Genomic DNA, 19,267 nt, shown 5'->3' on the forward strand with positions numbered 1-19,267 from the left:
CAGACAACCTCCCGGTTCCGCTCGGCGTACGTTCCGGTTCCGTTCCGTTCCGTTCTATCGTTCACCGGTCCCAGTCTGTCCCCGGACTTTTGTCCTAAGCCCATGGGGGCACTCGCGAAATCCCGTCTTCCACGGAGTAATGTCCCACCTGAGAAGACGATCACCTTAGGAAGGACAGCATCCATGCTCTCCCGCCTGTTTGCCCCCAAGGTCAAGGCCAGTGCGCACTGCGACCTGCCGTGCGGCGTGTACGACCCGGCCCAGGCCCGTATCGAGGCCGAGTCGGTCAAGGCCGTCCAGGAGAAGATGGCCGCCAACGACGACCCGCACTTCCAGGCGCGCGCCACCGTCATCAAGGAGCAGCGTGCCGAGCTGGCCAAGCACCACGTCTCGGTGCTGTGGAGCGACTACTTCAAGCCGCCGCACTTCGAGAAGTACCCGGAGCTGCACCAGCTGGTGAACGACGCCCTGAAGGCCCTCTCGGCCGCCAAGGCGTCGACGGACCCGGCCACCGGCCAGAAGGCGCTGGACTACATCGCCCAGATCGACAAGATCTTCTGGGAGACCAAGAAGGCCTGATCTTCGATCATGCTGCTTGACCTGCGATTCCTTTGGTCGCCTGGTCTTTCTGCCCGCACCCGGTCCGCAGGCCGCCGAGCACGGCGTCCATGACGGTCCGGGTGCGGTCTTCTTGGCCCGGCCAGAGCAACTCGCCTATGCACAGCCTGATCCGGCCGGCGTGACGATCGCCGAGCGGTTATACGGCGCCCGGGTACTGTCGGCGTTCACGCGCCGCGCCGGAACACGTTGAGGAACCATGCCGAACAGCCAAGTGATCCGCTGGACCTATGCCTTCATCGACCGGCCCGCTGAGCGGTTCGGCCAGGCCTGCACGTTCTGGACCGCCGTCACTGGCACGCGGCTGTCCGAATTCCGTGGTGAGCGCGGTGAGTTCGTGACGCTCCTGGCGGACGGCGCCGATGCGTGTCTGAAGGCGCAGGGGGTCGATGAGGGGCCCGGCGGTGCGCATCTCGATCTGGCCGTCGAGGACGTCGCGGGCCTGGTGAAGAACGCTGTGCGCCTTGGGGCCTCGGTGGTCGCCGAGCACGAGGGCTGGGCGGTGCTGCGGTCACCCGGCGGCCAGTTGTTCTGCGCGGTTCCGTTCCACGGCGAGCAGGTGCGGCCGCCGCTGGTCGCCGGTCCCGACGGGTCGTACAGCCGTCTCGACCAGGTGTGCATCGACCTGGCGCCGAGCGCGTACGACACCGAGGTGGCGTTCTGGACCGCTCTCACCGGATGGGAGTCGCGCCCAGGCTCCCTGCCGGAGTTCCATGTGGTCATGCCGGGCCCGGAACTGCCCGTCCGCATCCTGCTTCAGCGACTCGGTGCCGACCGGCAGGCCTCCGCGCACCTCGACCTCGCCTGTTCCGACATCGAGGCCACCCGCGCCTGGCACGAGCAGCACGGAGCCACGTTCGTGGCCGAGGGCACGCAGTGGACTGTGATGCGGGATCCGGCCGGCGGGATCTACTGCCTGACGGGGCGTGACCCGCGGACGGGCGGCCTGCCCGGATAGCCGCACGGCCTACGCGGGGTCCGCGGCCTCACGCGTCCTGCGCGTCGGCCGTCCACGGCTCGACCCTGACGACGGCGTCCACCGGGACAGGGCCGTAAATGTGCGGAAACTCCTCGGCACCGGGCTCTGGGGCCTCGTAGCGCACGGGTGCCGTGAGGCGGTCACTGTCGATGACCAGGAGGACGAGTTCGTCGGGGCCGGTGTACGTCCCGTACAGGAAGGACGCCACGCTCGGGAGCTGGTGGCGCAGCGAGCAGTGGATGAAGCCCTCTTCGCTCAGCGTGCGGCCGCGCGTGGAGATCTCGTACGCGCCGGTCCGCCGGGCCGCGTCCCACAGGGCACGTTCGGTGAGGTGTACGAGTTCGGGCATGGCGGCACGCTAGAACAGCCGGGCTGCCCGGGGCCAGCAGATATCGCCTCATGGCCGTCTCCAGGATGGCCTGGCCGGTGGCCCCCGGGCTGGTCAGCGCCCTGCGTGCCGCCGTCCCGTCCGCCGCAGGTGCGCGGGGCCGGGGCTATCCCTGTCGGCCGTCCGGGGGACTGTCCTTCCGGGCGTCCTGGTCGCCGCGCGGGCCGACACGGCCAGCTCGCATGCCGCCGCCGGCGGCTCCGGCCTGGTCGTCCAGGCCCTCCATGTCGGGCCGGCCCCGGTCCTCTGTACGGCCTGCCGCGTCCGCACTACGGCCTTCCGCTGCCGCCCTGCCCGCTGCCGGGCGCGCGCCCACGGCCGTAATACTCCCTGTGGCCGGGGGCCAGGGCGTTCGCGGGTGCTCCCGGTACGACCGCCGGGCCCCTGCGCCGTGGGCCGCCTCCACCGGCTCCTCGTAGGCCGAGCAGTCGGGATTGCGGCACGGTCCCGGACCCCACACGGGGACGAACGCGCCCAGAATCTTGCGCCTGTGAATGACCGTGCCGACGGGCTGTCCGCAGACGGGGCAGACGTACTCCTCGTTCCGCGGGCGGCGGCCGGACCGGCGCCCTTCGATGCCCATGGCTCCACCATAGGGCGGTCCGCGCGGCCCGGCGCCCGGGAAGCAGTCACGGCTTTATGCTGTACGTCCGTACGAGTACGCCGTTGCCGAAGGCCCGCACCGAGTCGAGAGCGAACTCGTCCACGGCGAACTCCGACCCGAACCTCGGCATGCCGGAACTGCCCGGGCGGCGGGCCAGGCGGGCAGGCGGCAGGCGGGCCCGTCGAGCCCGTCGGACCCGATGGGCGCGTGCGTCAGTTCACCGCAGGCGTCGTCCCCGGCTCGCGCCACATCGGCCACATGCGCGGGCCGTCCGGCAGATCGACCGGGCGGCCGGTGAAGGCGAAGCCCAGCCGCTCGTACAGGCGGCGGCTGCGCGCGCTGCTGGCCTCCAGATACGCGGGGAGCCCCTCGCGGTCGCAGCGGTCGAGCACGGACTCGATGAGCGCCGTGCCGAGCCCTTCACCCTGGCGCTCGGGCGTCACGGCTATCAGCAGCAGGTACTCGTGGGCCCGTCCGGTCGGGTGGACGGCTCCGGTCAGCCTGCCGACCAGCTCGACCCGTTCGTTGTCCGGGTCGACGGCCTCCCGCATCTGCGCGGGACCGTCGCCCTCGGCTTCGTGATCCCCGGATTCGCCACCCCCGTGATCCCCGGGTTCGTCGGCGGGCACGGAGAGCCACAGCGCGGCGGCCCTGCCGTCCTCCGTGAGGTCCACGCGCCCCTCGCTCAGCACCAGGTCGAGAAAGGCGCCCATCAGCTTGTGGTGGGTGCGGCGGCGATGGTCCGCGTCGGGGAAGACCCAGCAGCTGACCGGGTCGTCCTGGAACGCCTCGTCCAGCAGCCGGGTGACGGCCTCCCGGTCGCTCTCGACGGCCCTCCGAATCGCCACGCCCATGCCCCTGCCCCGCCCTTCGTCTCAGCCTCTCTGGAGTCACTCCGGCCCATCGGAGCCACTCTCAACCATCCTGTGCACAACGGCGGTTGCAGCCTAGGCGATGACGTTCGTACGCACGGCCGGGCCCCGCACACCGGCCGGATCTTGCCGTACGCAGGGCCCGCCCGCTCGGGACGTCACCGCCAGCGGCCGATCTCCACGTTCTCCGGGACGCCCAGGGCGTCGGGCACCAGCACGGCCGCCGAGTAGTACGCCGTGACCAGGTAAAAGATCGGCACGCCGCGCCAGGTGGGGATCCGGTTGCCTCCGATGTCGATGCTCTCGGGCACGAGGCCGCGCTTGTTGCACTCGCGGCCGAACGCCGCGATCGCGCGCGGGTGGGCGAGGAACAGCTTGGATCCACGCCCGCGGCTGAGCAGTTCGTCCGTGTTGTCGGGGCTGGGCACGCCGTCGTGCGGCTGCAGCCGCTGGTCGTACTCGCAGTTGTGGAGAAGCCCGAACTCCCGGTTGCTGACGAGTTCGTGCTCCTGGCGCTCGTACTTGTCGTGCGCTGCCGCGGAGGGAGCGGAGCCGCCGGAGGTGCTCCCGCAGCGACTCGGTGCGCTCCGCGGCGGTGCCTACGCACACCGGCTTTCATCACGCAACGCATCTATACCATTACCCAAAAGAGCGGGAATGGATCACCGCGGGACCGGGCACATCGACCGCAGACGCAAGGCGCACGCGCGGCCGGGTCGGCAACCACAGGATCTGCACGGATGGGCAGGCGAGGCGGGGTAGTCCGTCCCACCGGACTTCCGGTAGAAGCAAGCGGTACGAGCGGTCCGCGCCCGGCGGCCGTCGCTCTCCCAGCGCCTGGACGGCCTGGGAGGTATCCGTATCGCAGAAGGAGGCGGCATGGCCCCACCCATGTCCGCGAGCACGTTCCTGGACGCTCTCAGAGAGGAAGGCCTCACCGTCGTCGAGGTCGACGACTGGCGCGACCACAACCGCAACCACAAGGGCCCCTGGGGCCCCGTGCACGGCGTCATGATCCATCACACCGTGACGTCGGGCAGCGAACGCACCGTCCGCATCTGCCGCGACGGCTACGGCGGCCTGCCCGGTCCGCTGTGCCACGGCGTCATCACCAAGGACGGCCGGGTCCACCTCGTCGGCTACGGACGCGCCAACCACGCGGGACTGGGCGACGACGACGTGCTGCGCGCGGTCATCGCCGAGAAGACCCTCCCGTCGGACAACGAGGCGAACACCGACGGCAACCGGCACTTCTACGGCTTCGAGTGCGAGAACCTCGGCGACGGCGAGGACCCGTGGCCCGAGGCGCAGCTGGCAGCCATCGAGAAGGCCGCGGCCGCGATCTGCCGCCACCACGGCTGGACGGAACGCTCGGTCATCGGCCACCTCGAATGGCAGCCGGGCAAGTCCGATCCCCGCGGCTTCACCATGCGGTCGATGCGGGAGCGCATCCGCGACCGGCTGAAGTGACATCTGCCGGGACCCGGCACCCTCCGGGAAGCGACATCCGCCGAAGGGGCCCCGTCCTGTGCCGACCGCTGAGCCATGCCCTCATGGGCCTGCGGGCCGGTGCCCCGGCACATGCCCGCTCGGTCGGCGCAAGAGTCGGCGAGTCGGCCGCGGTGTGCTCCTCGCACGGGACGGCCGACAATGGTGCGGTGACCAGCCCTGACAGCGCTGCGGTGCGTGGCCCCGCAGGATCCGCTGCGGCCGCAGCGGATCCTGCAGCCCTGCGGCCGCGGCTGCCGTCGCCGTTGCAGCCGGTCGAGGACGAACGCTTCGCGCGTCGCGGGCTGCGGCTGCTCCTCAAGCGCGACGACCTGATCCACCCGGACCTGATCGGCAACAAGTGGCGCAAGCTGGAGCCGAGCCTCCGCGCGGCCGCGGGCCGCACGATCGTGACCTTCGGCGGCGCCTACTCCAACCACCTCCGTGCCACCGCCGCGGCGGGCCGGCTGCTGGGTGTGCCCACGATCGGCGTGGTCCGGGGGCACGAACTGGCCGGCCGGCCCCTCAATCCGTCCCTGTCCCGGTGCGCGGCCGACGGCATGCGCCTCCATTTCGTCGACAGATCGACGTACCGGCGCAAGCACGAACCCGGCGTCCTCGCCGAGATCCTGGACGCCATCGGCGTCCACGCCGAACAGGACACCGCCGACGGCGGCGCCGAGGTCGCGTACATCGTCCCCGAGGGAGGAAGCAACTCCCCCGCCGTGCGGAGCTGCACGGCCCTCGGCCGGGAACTGCGCGGCCACGCCGACGTCGTCGCCGTCGCCTGCGGCACCGGTGGCACCCTCGCCGGACTGGCCGCAGGCCTCGGCCCCGGACAGCGCGCGCTGGGCATACCCGTACTCAAGGGCGGCTTCCTGACCGAGGAGATACGGGCGCTGCAGGACCAGGCCTTCGGCGGCCGGCGCGGCGACTGGTCCCTCGACGACCGTTTCCACTTCGGCGGTTACGCCCGCACCGCCCCCGAACTCGAAGCGTTCGCCCGCGACTTCGAGGACCGGCACGGTCTGCCCGTGGAACGCCTCTACGTCGCCAAGATGCTGTACGGACTCGTCGCCCTGGCCGACGAGGGAGCCTTCGCCCCCGGCACCACGCTGACCGCCGTCATCACCGGACGGCCCTTCCCCGATCAGATCCACAACCCGGCCACGGCAAGGGCCGCGAACAGCACGTAACCGAGCGACGACAGTGCAGCGGGCCGCAGCGGCACCCGCGATCCCCACCCGGCCCGGCACGGCGCTCCGCCTGGTTGCGGCACGGCCCCGCGGGTTTCCGCGCGGGCGTCGTAACCTTGCCACCATGAACGAGTGCCCGCACGTCGCACAGCCGCCGCGCCCAGCGTCGGCAGCGCTGCCGACGCGTACCCTCGAGCCCGGCGAAAGCCGACGTCGGCGCGTTGCGGACGGGGTGCTCGTCTGAAGTGGATCAGGACGGTTCGACCGTCCAGGGCCTGGGTACGTCAACCCGACGCGCGCTCTTCCCAATTGGGCCCGCAGACCCCTAGCCACTGTCCGTACTCATGGGCTTACTATGAGTGACAGCAGGGGAGGAGGTCCTCGGGACAGGGAACTTGGGGGCGCGGTAGCGTCACCGCTGAACCATGTACCGCGTTACTCCGGGGGGCCGCCCTCGGCCCCCGGAAAGCTTGGAATCACCTTGGAGGTGAGGGTGTCCCAGATCGCAGGCGAGCCCGCGACCCAGGACTTCGTGGAAGTCCGGCTGCCCGCTGCGGGTGCCTACCTGTCGGTGCTGCGGACGGCCACGGCCGGCCTCGCGGCGCGCTTGGACTTCACCCTGGACGAGATCGAGGACCTCCGCATCGCGGTCGACGAGGCCTGCGCGATCCTGCTGCAGCAGGCCGTTCCCGGCTCCGTGCTCAGCTGCGTCTTCCGGCTCGTGGACGACTCGCTCGAGGTGACGGTCTCGGCTCCGACCACCGACGGACGGGCCCCCGAGCGCGACACCTTCGCCTGGACGGTGCTGTCGGCCCTGGCCGGGAAGGTCGACTCCTCGGTCGCCGACGACAAGACCGTTGCGATCAGCCTCTACAAACAGCGCGGCGCGGGACCCGGGCCGGCGTGAGGAACGGGGACGGACCGGTGCGGGACGAAGAGCGCGGGATCCGGGGACTTCCGGGCGAGAACACCGGCAGCCGAGGCAGGAAGCCGGCCGAGGGGCGTGCGGTTCCGGCGGAGCCGGCGCGCGCTCCGGGGGCCGGCATCCCCGAGCAGCAGGCCCGGCCGCATCCCGAGGACGACTCCTTCGCCGGCGGCACACCGGCCGACGGCTCCTCGGCGGTGGCGGATGCCGCGGTCGACGCGTCGGAGCAGGCGGAGCAGGTGGAGCCCATCGGCGAGGACGAGCGCGAGGCGCTCGCCGGCCGTGACGGCGGGACGGGGGTACCTCCTGGCGGCAGCCGGGGGAGGGCAGGTCACATGAGCGAGCACGGGCACGAGGCCGAGCAGGGCACGCAGGGCGCACCGCACATCCAGCACGCACCGCACATCCAGCACGATCCGCAGGACCGCAGCGGAGCGCGGGTGATGTTCGTCGAGCTGCGCAAGCTCCCCGAGGGCTCGCCCGAGTACGCGGAACTGCGCAACCAGCTGGTCCGCATGCACCTGCCGCTCGTCGAGCACCTCGCCCGCCGCTTCCGCAACCGCGGCGAACCGCTGGACGACCTCACCCAGGTCGCCACGATCGGCCTGATCAAGTCCGTCGACCGCTTCGACCCGGAGCGCGGCGTGGAGTTCTCCACGTACGCCACTCCCACGGTCGTCGGCGAGATCAAGCGGCACTTCCGCGACAAGGGCTGGGCGGTACGGGTCCCGAGGCGCCTGCAGGAGCTGCGGCTGTCGCTGACGACGGCCACCGCCGAGCTCTCCCAGCTGCACGGCCGCTCCCCCACGGTGCACGAGCTCGCCGAGAAGCTGGCGATCTCCGAGGAGGAGGTCCTGGAGGGCCTGGAGTCGGCCAATGCGTACTCCACCTTGTCGCTGGACGTCCCCGACACCGACGACGAGTCCCCCGCGGTCGCCGACACACTGGGCGCGGAGGACGAGGCGCTGGAGGGCGTCGAGTACCGCGAGTCGCTCAAGCCGCTCCTGGAGGACCTGCCGCCCCGCGAGAAGCGGATCCTGCTGCTGCGCTTCTTCGGCAACATGACCCAGTCGCAGATCGCGCAGGAGGTCGGCATCTCCCAGATGCACGTGTCGCGGCTGCTGGCCCGCACGCTGGCTCAGCTGCGGGAGAAGCTGCTGGTTGAGGAGTAGCCACTCCCGAGGAGTGGACGCCGGTCGGAGCGGGGCGCACGGGACCGTTCCCCGAGCCCCGCGCACGGGACGGTTCCCCGAGCCCCGGCCGAACGATCGCCTACTTCTCCGGCTGCTTGGGCTGCTCGCCGCCGCCGGGCCCTCGGATGCCGAGCGCCCGGGTCGTCGCCGGGTTCACCAGCAGCACCAGGGCTGTCACCGCCACGGCACCCAGGACGATCCCGGCAGGAATCGCCAGGCTGTCGGCCTGCAGCAGCGTCCATGCCACGGGAAGCGCCATGATCTGCGTGATGATCGCGGGCCCCCGGCTCCAGCTGCGCTGCTGCAGCAGCCCGCGCGCCGCCAGCAGCGGCAGCAACGCCAGGACGATGAGCGTGACCCCGCCGGTCGCAGCCTGATCGACGCTGTCCGCGCCACCCGCGAACCCTCTGACGAGCAGATAGGCACCGGCGAAGACGAGCGCCACACCCTCCAGTGCGGCGAGGACCGCCGCGGCGGTCAGCCGTCCGGGACGGGGCCCTGCCTCGGTGACGTCGGGAGTGGGAGTCTGTCCTGAGCTCACCCCAGCAGGTTAGCTCCGCGTGCCGATGGCCCGGACCTCGGTACCGGGCACCGGGCACCGGGCACCGGGCACCGGTATGGGTTTAGTACCGCCCGGTAGGTACTCTCTTTCGCATGCGTGCACTCCTCGTGGTCAATCCGGCGGCAACCACCACCAGTGCACGGACACGTGACGTGCTGATCCACGCACTCGCGAGCGAGATGAAGCTCGAGGCCGTCACCACGGAGTACCGCGGGCACGCCCGGGACGTCGGCCGGCAGGCCGCGGACAGCACGGACGTCGACCTGGTCGTGGCGCTCGGCGGGGACGGCACGGTCAACGAGGTCGTCAACGGCCTGCTGCACCACGGCCCCGACCCGGACCGCCTCCCCCGCCTCGCCGTCGTCCCCGGCGGATCCACCAACGTCTTCGCGCGCGCCCTGGGCCTGCCGAACGACGCCGTGGAGGCCACGGGCGCGCTGCTCGACGCGTTGCGCGAGGGCAGCGAGCGCACGGTCGGCCTGGGTCTCGCGGCGGGCACCCCCGGCACCGCGGACGAGGCCCTCCCCGGGCGCTGGTTCACGTTCTGCGCAGGCCTCGGCTTCGACGCGAGCGTGATCGGCAGGGTGGAGCAGCAGCGGGAACGCGGCAGGCGCTCGACACACGCCCTGTACCTGCGCCAGGTGGTACGCCAGTTCCTCGACGAGCCGCACCGCCGACACGGCGCGATCACGCTGGAGCGGCCCGGCGAGGACCCGGTGACGGATCTTGTGCTGTCGATAGTCTGCAACACCTCACCGTGGACGTATCTGGGCAACCGCCCGGTGTACGCCTCCCCGAAGGCGTCGTTCGACAAGGGCCTGGACGTCCTGGGACTGAGCCGGCTGTCCACGGGCGCGGTAGCCCGGTATGCCACACAATTGCTTACTTCGTCCCCCGAGCGCGGCCCCCAGGGCAGGCACGCGGTCTCGCTGCACGACCTGACTGACTTCACCTTGCATTCGAAGGTCCCACTGCCCCTTCAGATGGACGGTGACCATCTGGGACTACGGACGAGCGTGACGTTCACAGGCGTACGCCGTGCACTGCGTGTGATTGTGTGAGCGGAAGGGGCTAAAGTCCTTTCACTCGAACGTTTAGGCAGCGAACCACCCCATGGAAGTACGGCTGTGACCTAGTCGACACCAAGGAATCAAAAAAAACTTCCCGTAGGGGGTTGTATCCGCCGCCGAGGTTTGCGAATCTCTACATGGCGCTCGCGACGGTCGCACCACCGGCCCCACAGAGAGCCCGAATCCCTCCTCAAACATCAGGACCACGCCGGGAACCTGGCGGTAGGCCCTTCACTTGTTGAGGGTTTCGTGAAAGCGTTCACATTCACAAGCAACCTGCACGTAATACCAAGAGAGGTAGCAGCCATGGACTGGCGTCACAACGCCGTTTGCCGCGAGGAAGACCCCGAGCTGTTCTTCCCCATCGGCAACACCGGTCCTGCGCTGCTGCAGATCGAGGAAGCCAAGGCCGTCTGCCGTCGCTGCCCCGTTGTTGAGCAGTGCCTGCAGTGGGCGCTCGAGTCCGGCCAGGACTCCGGTGTCTGGGGTGGCCTCAGCGAGGACGAGCGTCGCGCTATGAAGCGCCGCGCCGCCCGCAACCGGGCGCGCCAGGCCAGCGCCTGACGCCCACGCCCCGTACGAGCCTGGGCCCGGCGGCGCGTACAGCGAGTACGCATCTCCCGCCCCCGAGCCGCAGCGCGCAGTATCTCCGCTCCACTCCAGGCCCGCCCGGGTGGTGCCCCGAAGCAGCGTGAAGTGAGCCCCGGACCGAATCGGTCCGGGGCTCACTGCTGTGCCGGCCTGGTCTGCCGCCGCTGGAACGGACCGCCGGAACGAGCTGCGGCCCGCCTGCTTCTCGGTGCGGCCCCCGGCTACTTCTCGGTGCGGCCCGCTCTGTTCGGCGCGGAGCGGCTGCTTCTCGCGTGGACCGGGATGTCCAGGATCACCTGGGTGCCGCGCTCGGGAGCCGGAACCATGTCGAAGGTCCCGCCCAGCTCGCCCTCGACCAGGGTGCGGACGATCTGCAGCCCCAGGTTTCCGGACCGCTGCGGATCGAAGCCCTCGGGCAGGCCGACACCGTTGTCCTGGACGGTGATCAGCAGCCGGGACTCGCGTGTGGTGCCGCCGCGTACCGCCGACACCTCGACCGTGCCGTGGTCGCCCGGGCGGAAGCCGTGTTCCAGGGCGTTCTGCAGGACCTCGGTGAGGACCATGGACAGCGGGGTCGCGACCTCGGCGTCCAGGATCCCGAAGCGGCCGGTACGACGGCCGGTGACCTTGCCGGGTGAGATCTCCGCGACCATCGCCAGCACACGGTCGGCGATCTCGTCGAACTCCACACGCTCGTCGAGGTTCTGGGAGAGCGTCTCGTGGACGATGGCGATGGAGCCGACGCGGCGCACGGCCTCCTCCAGCGCCTCGCGGCCCCGCTCGGACTCGATACGGCGGGCCTGCAGCCGCAGCAGGGCGGCGACGGTCTGCAGATTGTTCTTCACCCGGTGGTGGATCTCCCGGATGGTCGCGTCCTTGGTCATCAACTCGCGCTCGCGGCGGCGCAGTTCGGTGACGTCGCGCAGCAGGACCAGCGAACCGATGCGGGTGCCCTTGGGCTTGAGCGGGATCGCCCGGACCTGGATGACGCCGTCGTTGCCCTCGATCTCGAACTCGCGCGGCGCCCAGCCGCTGGCGACCTTGGACAGGGCCTCGTCCACGGGACGGCGGGACGGGGCGAGTTCGGCGGTCGTCGTGCCGAGGTGGTGGCCGACGAGGTCGACGGCGAGACCGAGGCGGTGGTACGCGGACAGGGCGTTCGGTGAGGCGTACTGGACGATGCCGTCCGCGTCGAGCCTGATGAGGCCGTCGCCGACGCGCGGCGAGGCGTCCATGTCGACCTGCTGGTCGGGGAACGGGAAAGCCCCGGCGGCGATCATCTGGGCCAGGTCGGATGCGCTCTGGAGATACGTGAGTTCGAGGCGGGAGGGCGTGCGGACGGTGAGCAGGTTGGTGTTGCGGGCGATGACACCGAGGACGCGGCCCTCCCGGCGTACGGGGATCGACTCGACCCGTACCGGCACCTCCTCGCGCCACTCCGGGTCGCCCTCGCGCACGATGCGGCCCTCGTCGAGCGCGACGTCCAGGAGGGGGCGGCGGCCGCGCGGGACGAGGTGGCCGACCATGTCGTCCTGGTACGAGGTGGGGCCGGTGTTGGGCCGCATCTGGGCCACCGACACATAGCGCGTGCCGTCCCGGGTGGGCACCCACAGGACGAGGTCGGCGAAGGACAGGTCGGAGAGCAGCTGCCACTCCGAGACCAGCAGATGCAGCCACTCGAGATCCGTGTCGGAGAGGGCTGTGTGCTGGCGTACGAGCTCGTTCATGGAGGGCACGTCTGCGAGCGTACCTGGCCCGATCGGGTGCCGATGACCTGCGCCCGGCGCAGCTCAGCGGGCCCGGAGACACCCGCGGGCCGCGGCGCTGGAAGGGACCCTCAACCCTCCCGGCACCGCAGCCCGGAGCAATACCGGCCGGCGGGTGTGCGGTCCCGGACGGCCGAGGATGAGGAGCCGGAGCAGTCAGGGCAGAGAGCCCGGTTCCTCGGTCCGCCTTCCTGTGCGGGGAGGGCGGAGGTTCAATCCGAATTCTGGACTAGACCACAATCGGATGTCCATGCGTTGGGGAATGTCAGTTGGTGTCGATTTCTCGAACATGCCACATGAACGGCTCCGACACTCCCACACATTGCACGGATGCCGGGGCCATCCGGTTCAGGAGACCTGGCTCAGCGGGTCTCCGTCACCTTCGCCAGGGCGCGCGGGGCGTCCGGGTCCTGGCCGCGGGCGATCGTCACCTCGTACGCGAGGAGCTGCAGGGGGATGATCTCCAGGATCGGCTGGACCTCCTCGGCCACGCTCTCGGTCGGCAGGACGAAACCCGCTGACGCCTGCTCGACCTGGGCCTGCGGGCCGATCACCACGAGGTCGGCGCCGCGTCCGCGCAGCCGGTCGAGGACGGGCTGGAGGGCCTCGCCGCCCTTGCCGTCGGTCACCACCGCGATGACCGGGGAGATGTTGTCGACCATGGCGAGCGGGCCGTGCAGGAGGTCGGCTCCGGAGTACGACAGGGCCGGGATGTAGCTCGTCTCCATCAGCTTGAGCGCGGCTTCCTTCGCCGTCGGATAGCCGTAGCCGCGGGAGGTGATCACCATGCGTTCGGCGAAGCGGTAGCGGGAGGCGAGCGCCCTGACCTCGTCGTGGCGGGCCAGCAGCTTCTCGGCGAGGTCGGGCAGGGGGTTGGCCGCCGAGCCGTCGCCGCCGCGCAGGCCCTCGACGAAGAGATAGAGGGCGAGGAGCGATGCCGTGTACGTCTTGGTCGCGGGGAGCGCCTTCTCCGGGCCCGCCATGATGTCGATGTGGTACTCCGAGACCGCCGCCAGCGCCGAGTCGGGGTTGTTGGTGACGGCGACCGTGATGGCCCCGGCCTCGCGGGCGGCCTTCGTGGAGGCCACGAGGTCCGGCGAGCCACCGGACTGGCTGACGGTGACGACGAGGACGTCGGTCAGGTCCTGGCGCGCGCCGTACGCGGTGGTCGTGGACATGGAGGTCAGGCCGCAGGGGATGCCGAGCCGGATTTCCAGCAGGTACTTGGCGTACAGCGCGGCGTTGTCCGAGGTGCCGCGGGCGGTGAGCAGGACGAAGCGGGGCTTCTTGGCCGCGATCTGCTCGGCGACCTCGCGGATCCTGGGGGCGCCGGACTCGAGGATGCGGCGCAGCACCTCGGGCTGCTCGGCCATCTCACGGGACATGATCCGGCCTGGCTGCTCGCTCTGCGGGCCGGCGGCGGTCTTGGCGGTCATGCGGGCCTCCAGGGGCGGTTTCACTTGCCTTGTCCATGAAGTGGTCTATACCACTTCATGGTACCAGGGATGGGCTGGGCTGCCGCCCGTGGTTTGCGCACGGCGCAGGTGCGCACAGGTACGGCGAGGGGCGCCCGCCGTCGTTGTGTTGTGCCCACCCGTTCCGCCCTGCGGAACGATTGCCCACAACGGTGGCGGCGCGGTTGCCCACGACGGTCAGCGGCTCGCGCCGCACAACGGTGAGACCCGCAGGCGCCGTACGGCCGAAGGGGACGTGGCGGGGTGTGCGCCCGCAGCGGCTGGCGCAAAGTGTGGTCTTACCCGGCGACGTAGGGTTCGGCGCCAGACCGAGGACGTACACCCCGGCGCGGCCCCGACCCACCCACCGGCAGTGGCGAACCACCCAACGGCCGCAGGTGCGGGACGTCAGGCCCCCGACGCGATGACCTCCGCCGCTGCCCGTCCGCACACCCGGGCCGCGCCATGTGTGGCGATGTGGAGGGCACCCCGCGGTGGGGCCTGCGGGACGCCCATCTCGACCACGATGGTGTCGGGCCGGGCGGCCAGCAGCGTGTCGAGGGCGGCCGACATCCACGGATGCCGGTGCTCGTCGCGGACGACGGCGACGATGCGGCGCGAGCCCGCGGCCCGCAGCACCCCCTCCCCCGCGCCCGGAGCGGACCAGCTCCCCGTCTCCGTACCGGGCAGGAGCCGCGCCAGTTCCGCCGCCAGTCCCCACGGCGTCTCGTCCCCGACCGCGATGTTCGCGACGGGGGTGAGCGCGGCGACATACGGAGCCGAGGTGACCGGCGTGTACGCCTCGGACCGCGTCAGAGTGAGCGCGCGGCGGGCCGCGACCAGGCCGATCTCCCGGTCGGCGCGGGAGCCCGCCTCCGTCCACCGCGCCAGCTCCCGCACACGCGCGGCCGCGTCCGCGAGGCGTTCCTCGGGCAGCTCCCCGGCGCGTACCGCCTCGACGAGCGCGTCGCGCAGCCGCAGCACCGTGTCGTCGTCCGCGAGCCCGCCGCCCACGCAGATGGCGTCGGCGCCCGCGGCGATGGCGAGGACGCTGCCGTGCTCGATGCCGTACGTCGAGGCGATGGCCTGCATCTCGATGCCGTCGGTGACGATGAGCCCGTCGTAACCCAGCTCCTCGCGCAGCAGGCCGGTCAGGATGCGGCGGGAGAGCGTCGCGGGGCGCTCCGGATCCAGAGCCGGTACGAGGATGTGGGCGCTCATCACCGCCCGCGTGCCCGCCGCGATCGCGGCCCGGAACGGGACGAGTTCGCGGGCGTGCAGCGTGTCGAGGTCGGCGTCGATGCGCGGCAGCGCGTGGTGTGAGTCGACCGCGGTGTCGCCGTGCCCCGGGAAGTGCTTGGTGCAGGCGGCGACCCCGGCGGACTGCAGCCCCTCGACGTACGCGGCGGTGTGCCGGGCCGTGAGGGCGGTGTCGGCGCCGAAGGAGCGTACGCCGATGACGGGGTTGGCCGGGTCGGAGTTGATGTCGGCGGACGGCGCCCAGTTGAGGTTGACGCCGCAGGCGGCGAGGCGGCGGCCGAGCTCGGCGGCCACATCGCGGGTCAGGTGGACGTCGTCCACCGCGCCGAGTGCGTGGTTGCCGGGGAACGAGGAGCCGGTGCGCACCTCGAGCCGGGTGACGTCGCCGCCCTCCTCGTCGATGGCGACGAGGATGTCGTCGCGCTCGGCGCGCAACTGGGCGGTGAGCGCGGCGAGCTGCTCGGGCGAGGCGATGTTGCGGCCGAACAGGCCGACCGACGCCAGGCCTTCGCCGAGCCTGCGCAGCAGCCAGTCGGGGGCGCTGGTGCCGGTGAAGCCGGGCTGGAGGACGGTGAGCGCGTCGCGCGTCAGGCCATCGGTCTTCGCATGGGACGCAGCCGTGCCGCGGGCGAGAGTCGTCATGTGCGGAGTCATCCCTTTACTGCGCCGGAGGTCAGGCCCGCGGCCATCTTCTTCTGGACGAGCATGAAGAAGACGACGACCGGGATGGCGATGAGCGTGGAGGCGGCCATCAGCGCGCCGTAGTCGGTGCCGCGCGAGGTGCTGAAGTTCATCAGCCACACGTTCAGCGTGTACTTGTCGTTGTCCTGGAGCACGACGTACGCCAGCAGGTACTCGTTCCACGCGTTGATGAGCGCGAAGATCGAGGCGGCCGCGAGACCGGGGGCGAGCAGCGGGAAGATCACTCGCCAGAAGGCGCCCATCCGGCTGCAGCCGTCCACCATCGCGGACTCCTCCAGCTCCTTGGGGATGTTGACCACGAAGCCGCGGATCATCCAGGTGGCGAAGGGCAGAGTGGAGACCAGGTAGACGACGATGACGCCCCAGTACTCGTTGAGCCCGCCGAGCTCGTTGAGCTGGAGGTACAGGGGGATGAGGAGCGCGGTGGGCGGCAGCAGCTGCACCACGAGGAGCACGATCATGAAGGCCTTGCGGCCCGCGAACTGGAAGCGGCCGATCGCGAAGGCGGCGATCGTCGCCATGAGCATCGCGCCGGCCACCGCGGTGACGCAGATGATCAGGCTCGACTGGATCGCCGTGCCGAAGTTCGGCGCGGCGATGGCGCGCTGGAAGTTGTCGAGCGTGACCGAGTCGGGCCACAGCTTCTGGTCGTAGCTGCGGATCTCCTGGTTGGGCCGCAGGGCGCTGACCACCAGCCAGTAGACCGGGAAGGCCATCGCCACGAAGGCGACCAGGCCGACGACGTTGTAGACGTGCCTGCTCTTCTTCTTGCGGTCGGGGCGGTACGCAGGGGTCGGGCCCGGGCGCGTGGGGGCGGTGACGCTCACTCGACCTCTCCGATCTTGAGGAGCTGGCGCAGGTAGTACACGGCCACGCCGGACAGCAGCAGGACCGTGATGAGCGAGATGGCGGCGCCCTGGCTGAAGGAGTTGGACTCGAAGGCCTTCTCGTACGAGTAGAGGCCGAGCAGGTTGTACTCCGGCTCCGGCTTGTTGCCGCGCATCAGGAAGACCTGGCCGAAGACGTTGAAGTCCCAGATCACCGAGAGCGTGGCGACCATCTGGAAGACGGGCTTGATCACCGGCCAGGTGACATAGCGGAAGACGCCGGCGGCACCGGCCCCGTCGAGGGCTGCCGCTTCCTCCAGTTCCTTGGGAACCTGGGTGAGCGCGGCGTACAGCGTGATGGCGACGAACGGGATCGCTCCCCAGACGACGACCGCGCCGATCATCAGGAAGCCCTGCTTCGGGTCGAGCCACCAGTTGTGGCCGCGGAAGTCGAGGCCCAGGTACTTGGTCAGCACCATGTTGACCACGCCGTAGTCGGAGTCCGCGAACCAGCGGAAGATCGAGGTGGCCACGAGCAGCGGCAGGGACCAGGCCGCGACGAGGGCGCCGGTGAGGGCGAGTCGTACCCAGTTCGTCATGCGCTGCATGGCCTGGGCGAGGAAGAGCCCGATCCCCATGGTGGCCACGACGCAGGCGACCATGAACAGCAGGGTGCGCCAGACGACGTCCCAGAACTCGCCGTCGCCGAGGATGTTGGTGAACTGCTCGAAGCCCACCCAGGGTGCGGGATCCCCGGTCCACAGTTCGCGGCGGCCGACGTCCTGGAAGGACATGATCACGGTCTTGATCAGGGGCCAGACGAACACGGCGGCGATCGCGACGAACGCGGGGGCTATCAGGAGGTAGGGCAGGAGAGCCCCGGCGTTTCTCTTCCCGCGTATCCCGGCGCCTGCGGGGCTCGGCGTCGAGCCCGTGCTGCTCGGGGTCGCGACGCCGGGGACGGATACTCCGTCTGCGGGGCCGGGCGCGGGCCGTTCCCCGGGCTGACGAAGGCCGGGAACCGGGGGCTCGGCTGCTTTCATGTCGGCGGCACTCACTGTGCTGGCCTTCCGTTCGAACCGGTAACCGGGAGGCGGGGGGCGGCGGTCTCCGTGGCGGGTCCGCCGCCCCCGACAGGGCGATCAGGGGTCTCACGAGGCCGGGAGGCGGCCTCGCCGAGGTCCGAGGGTCAGGAGGCCTCGTTGATCAGCTCGTCGATCTCCGCGTCCGCGGCCTTGGTGGCGTCCTCGACCGACGTGCCCTTGAGGATGTCGAGCAGCATCAGCTCGATCGTTTCCTTCTTCTCGACCGCGGCCCAGCCCGGCGCGATGGGCGTGAACCAGGCGTCGGGCACCGCGTTGGCGATCGGCGCCGTCGACGCCTTGCTCTTCAGCGGCTCCAGCTGCTTGGTGTTGTTCGGCAGGATGTCCTTGGCCGCGAGGGCCGCCTCCGACTTCTCGTTGGTGAAGAGGGAGATCCAGTACTCCGCCAGGTCCTGGTTCTCGGACTTGGAGATGGTGGCCAGGTCGGAGCCGCCGATGAAGGACGGCAGCGCCTTGCCGTTCGGGCCGGGCATGCCCGCGGTGCCGATCTTGTCCTTCAGCTTCGGGTTGCCGTTCGCGTTGCCGTCGACGACGCTGCCGGCCTCCCAGCCGTTGCCGTAGAGCATGGCCGCCTTCTCGTTGGCCATGACGTTGGCGTGGTCCTGCTCGTCCTTCGTCTGGTCACCGTGGTTGTACTTCTTGACCAGGTCGATGAAGTGCTGGATGCCTTCCTGTGCCTCGGGCGAGGAGAGGGTGGCCTTCCACTTCTTCGAGGACTCGTCGTACTCGGCGATCTGGCCGCCGTACGCGGCGACGTACGACATGGCGGCGTACCAGTAGCGGCCGGGGAGGTAGAGGGCGGAGAACGCCTTGTCCTTCTTGCCGTACTTCGACTGGACCTTGTCCAGGGCCTTCGTCAGCGCGTCCTCGGTCGTCGGGAGCGTGTCGCTGCCGGTCGCGCCCTTGAACATGTCCTTGTTGTAGATGGCCACGCGCGCACCGGCGTAGTACGGCACGCAGTAGAGCTTGCCCTCGTAGCTGCAGGTGTCCTTGAGGCCCTTGATCCAGGTGTCGGAGTTGTCGTACTTCTTCGGGTCGATCTCGCCGAGAGCGCCGTTGAGGATGTACGTCATGGTCTCGGTGTTGCCGAGCTCGACCACGTCCGGGAACTTGTCGCCGGCCAGGGCCGCGTCGAGCTTCTTGGTCTTGTCCGCCCACTGCTGGTACTGGACGTTGACCTTGACCCCCGGGTACTTCTTGCTGAACGCGGTGTTGGCCTGCTTCACGAGTTCGGGCCAGGTGCTCTGGGCGTCCACCATGAGCCAGACGGTCAGGGTGCCCTTGCGGTCCTTCGGGTCCTTCGCGGCCTCACCGCCGGACCCCCCGCACGCCGCGACCGAGGCCATCATCGTCGCTGCGCCGACCGCAGCTATCAGCTTGCGCTTCACGCCACCCTCCTCAGGGCTGCAAGAGTCTCCCCCCATCACCGCCCGGGAGCTGCGCCGTAAAGGAGCCGTACGAGAAAGGCCATACGAGAAAGGTGCGCAGGAACGACTGCCCGTGGGGCTGGGACTGGTCTTTAATGGTGTAGACCAGTACGGGGAGCTTGGCCTAGACCTTTAGAGGTGTCAAGGGTGTATAAGGAAGGCGCTCGCGTTCCGTTATCGGACCGACATCTGAGGGAGCGCGGCCCCCTCAGGCCGGGCCGTGCCACGATGTGAGCCGCGAC

Annotated in this window: 17 protein-coding genes and 1 pseudogene; 8 read left to right on the top strand and 10 right to left on the bottom strand. The window is 70.3% G+C overall.

Annotated features, from left to right (window positions below):
• Positions 1–183 precede the first annotated feature (183 nt).
• A complete protein-coding gene (sodN, locus tag STSP_RS15735; protein WP_067277706.1) occupies positions 184–579 on the top strand; it encodes a superoxide dismutase, Ni in 396 nt (131 codons plus the stop codon).
• Positions 580–817: 238 nt separating this feature from the next.
• On the top strand, positions 818–1,576 hold the full coding sequence (locus tag STSP_RS15740) for a VOC family protein (protein WP_067277708.1): 759 nt from the start codon (positions 818–820) through the stop codon (positions 1,574–1,576).
• 28 nt (positions 1,577–1,604) lie between these two features.
• Here the strand turns inward: STSP_RS15740 and STSP_RS15745 are convergent, their stop codons facing one another.
• The 3 genes and pseudogenes from STSP_RS15745 to STSP_RS15755 form a co-directional block, all read right to left on the bottom strand.
• The gene (locus STSP_RS15745; protein ID WP_067277711.1) at positions 1,605–1,946 is read right to left on the bottom strand and encodes a DUF952 domain-containing protein; all 342 of its coding nucleotides are present in this window, start codon (positions 1,944–1,946) and stop codon (positions 1,605–1,607) included.
• Between the two features lie 855 nt (positions 1,947–2,801).
• Positions 2,802–3,443, bottom strand: coding sequence for a GNAT family N-acetyltransferase (locus tag STSP_RS15750; RefSeq protein ID WP_067277714.1), 642 nt, complete (start codon positions 3,441–3,443; stop codon positions 2,802–2,804).
• Between the two features lie 176 nt (positions 3,444–3,619).
• Positions 3,620–3,979 (bottom strand): annotated as a pseudogene (locus STSP_RS15755) (Crp/Fnr family transcriptional regulator); the annotation flags it as partial.
• A gap of 361 nt (positions 3,980–4,340) precedes the next feature.
• On the opposite strand from STSP_RS15755, the gene STSP_RS15760 reads away from it, so the two are divergent.
• The 4 genes from STSP_RS15760 (at position 4,341) to STSP_RS15775 (ending at position 8,242) form a co-directional block, all read left to right on the top strand.
• A complete protein-coding gene (locus STSP_RS15760) occupies positions 4,341–4,931 on the top strand; it encodes an N-acetylmuramoyl-L-alanine amidase (RefSeq protein ID WP_198547353.1) in 591 nt (196 codons plus the stop codon).
• A gap of 212 nt (positions 4,932–5,143) precedes the next feature.
• Positions 5,144–6,145, top strand: coding sequence for a 1-aminocyclopropane-1-carboxylate deaminase/D-cysteine desulfhydrase (locus tag STSP_RS15765; protein WP_067277849.1), 1,002 nt, complete (start codon positions 5,144–5,146; stop codon positions 6,143–6,145).
• Between the two features lie 493 nt (positions 6,146–6,638).
• Positions 6,639–7,052 (top strand): ATP-binding protein, encoded by a 414-nt coding sequence (locus STSP_RS15770; protein ID WP_067277722.1) that lies wholly within the window; start codon positions 6,639–6,641, stop codon positions 7,050–7,052.
• Positions 7,049–8,242, top strand: coding sequence for an RNA polymerase sigma factor SigF (locus STSP_RS15775; RefSeq protein ID WP_067277725.1), 1,194 nt, complete (start codon positions 7,049–7,051; stop codon positions 8,240–8,242). The genes STSP_RS15770 and STSP_RS15775 overlap by 4 nt, the downstream gene beginning before the upstream one ends.
• Before the next feature lie 100 nt (positions 8,243–8,342).
• Here STSP_RS15775 and STSP_RS15780 read toward each other — a convergent pair whose 3' ends face one another.
• On the bottom strand, positions 8,343–8,804 hold the full coding sequence (locus STSP_RS15780) for a hypothetical protein (RefSeq protein WP_067277727.1): 462 nt from the start codon (positions 8,802–8,804) through the stop codon (positions 8,343–8,345).
• Between the two features lie 113 nt (positions 8,805–8,917).
• Between STSP_RS15780 and STSP_RS15785 the strand changes: the two genes are divergently transcribed.
• Both STSP_RS15785 and STSP_RS15790 read left to right on the top strand, forming a co-directional pair.
• On the top strand, positions 8,918–9,886 hold the full coding sequence (locus STSP_RS15785; RefSeq protein WP_067277730.1) for a diacylglycerol/lipid kinase family protein: 969 nt from the start codon (positions 8,918–8,920) through the stop codon (positions 9,884–9,886).
• A gap of 315 nt (positions 9,887–10,201) precedes the next feature.
• A complete protein-coding gene (locus STSP_RS15790) occupies positions 10,202–10,459 on the top strand; it encodes a WhiB family transcriptional regulator (RefSeq protein WP_040248489.1) in 258 nt (85 codons plus the stop codon).
• A 248-nt stretch (positions 10,460–10,707) separates the two neighbouring features.
• Here STSP_RS15790 and STSP_RS15795 read toward each other — a convergent pair whose 3' ends face one another.
• From STSP_RS15795 to STSP_RS15820, 6 genes are all read right to left on the bottom strand, one after another.
• Positions 10,708–12,213, bottom strand: a complete 1,506-nt coding sequence (locus tag STSP_RS15795) for a sensor histidine kinase (RefSeq protein ID WP_067277732.1) — start codon at positions 12,211–12,213, stop codon at positions 10,708–10,710.
• 401 nt (positions 12,214–12,614) lie between these two features.
• Positions 12,615–13,688 carry an SIS domain-containing protein gene (locus STSP_RS15800; RefSeq protein WP_067277735.1) on the bottom strand — a complete coding sequence of 358 codons (1,074 nt, stop codon included), beginning with the start codon at positions 13,686–13,688 and terminating at the stop codon, positions 12,615–12,617.
• 426 nt (positions 13,689–14,114) lie between these two features.
• Positions 14,115–15,608: a glycoside hydrolase family 3 protein gene (locus tag STSP_RS15805; RefSeq protein WP_067277738.1), complete on the bottom strand. Its 1,494-nt coding sequence runs from the start codon at positions 15,606–15,608 to the stop codon at positions 14,115–14,117.
• 8 nt (positions 15,609–15,616) lie between these two features.
• Positions 15,617–16,495 (bottom strand): carbohydrate ABC transporter permease, encoded by an 879-nt coding sequence (locus tag STSP_RS15810; RefSeq protein ID WP_067277740.1) that lies wholly within the window; start codon positions 16,493–16,495, stop codon positions 15,617–15,619.
• Positions 16,492–17,553: a carbohydrate ABC transporter permease gene (locus STSP_RS15815; RefSeq protein WP_067277742.1), complete on the bottom strand. Its 1,062-nt coding sequence runs from the start codon at positions 17,551–17,553 to the stop codon at positions 16,492–16,494. The genes STSP_RS15810 and STSP_RS15815 overlap by 4 nt, the downstream gene beginning before the upstream one ends.
• Before the next feature lie 131 nt (positions 17,554–17,684).
• The gene (locus STSP_RS15820) at positions 17,685–18,986 is read right to left on the bottom strand and encodes a sugar ABC transporter substrate-binding protein (protein WP_067277745.1); all 1,302 of its coding nucleotides are present in this window, start codon (positions 18,984–18,986) and stop codon (positions 17,685–17,687) included.
• Positions 18,987–19,267: the final 281 nt, after the last annotated feature.

This window comes from Streptomyces jeddahensis, assembly GCF_001642995.1.
Taxonomy (GTDB): Bacteria; Actinomycetota; Actinomycetes; order Streptomycetales; family Streptomycetaceae; genus Streptomyces; species Streptomyces jeddahensis.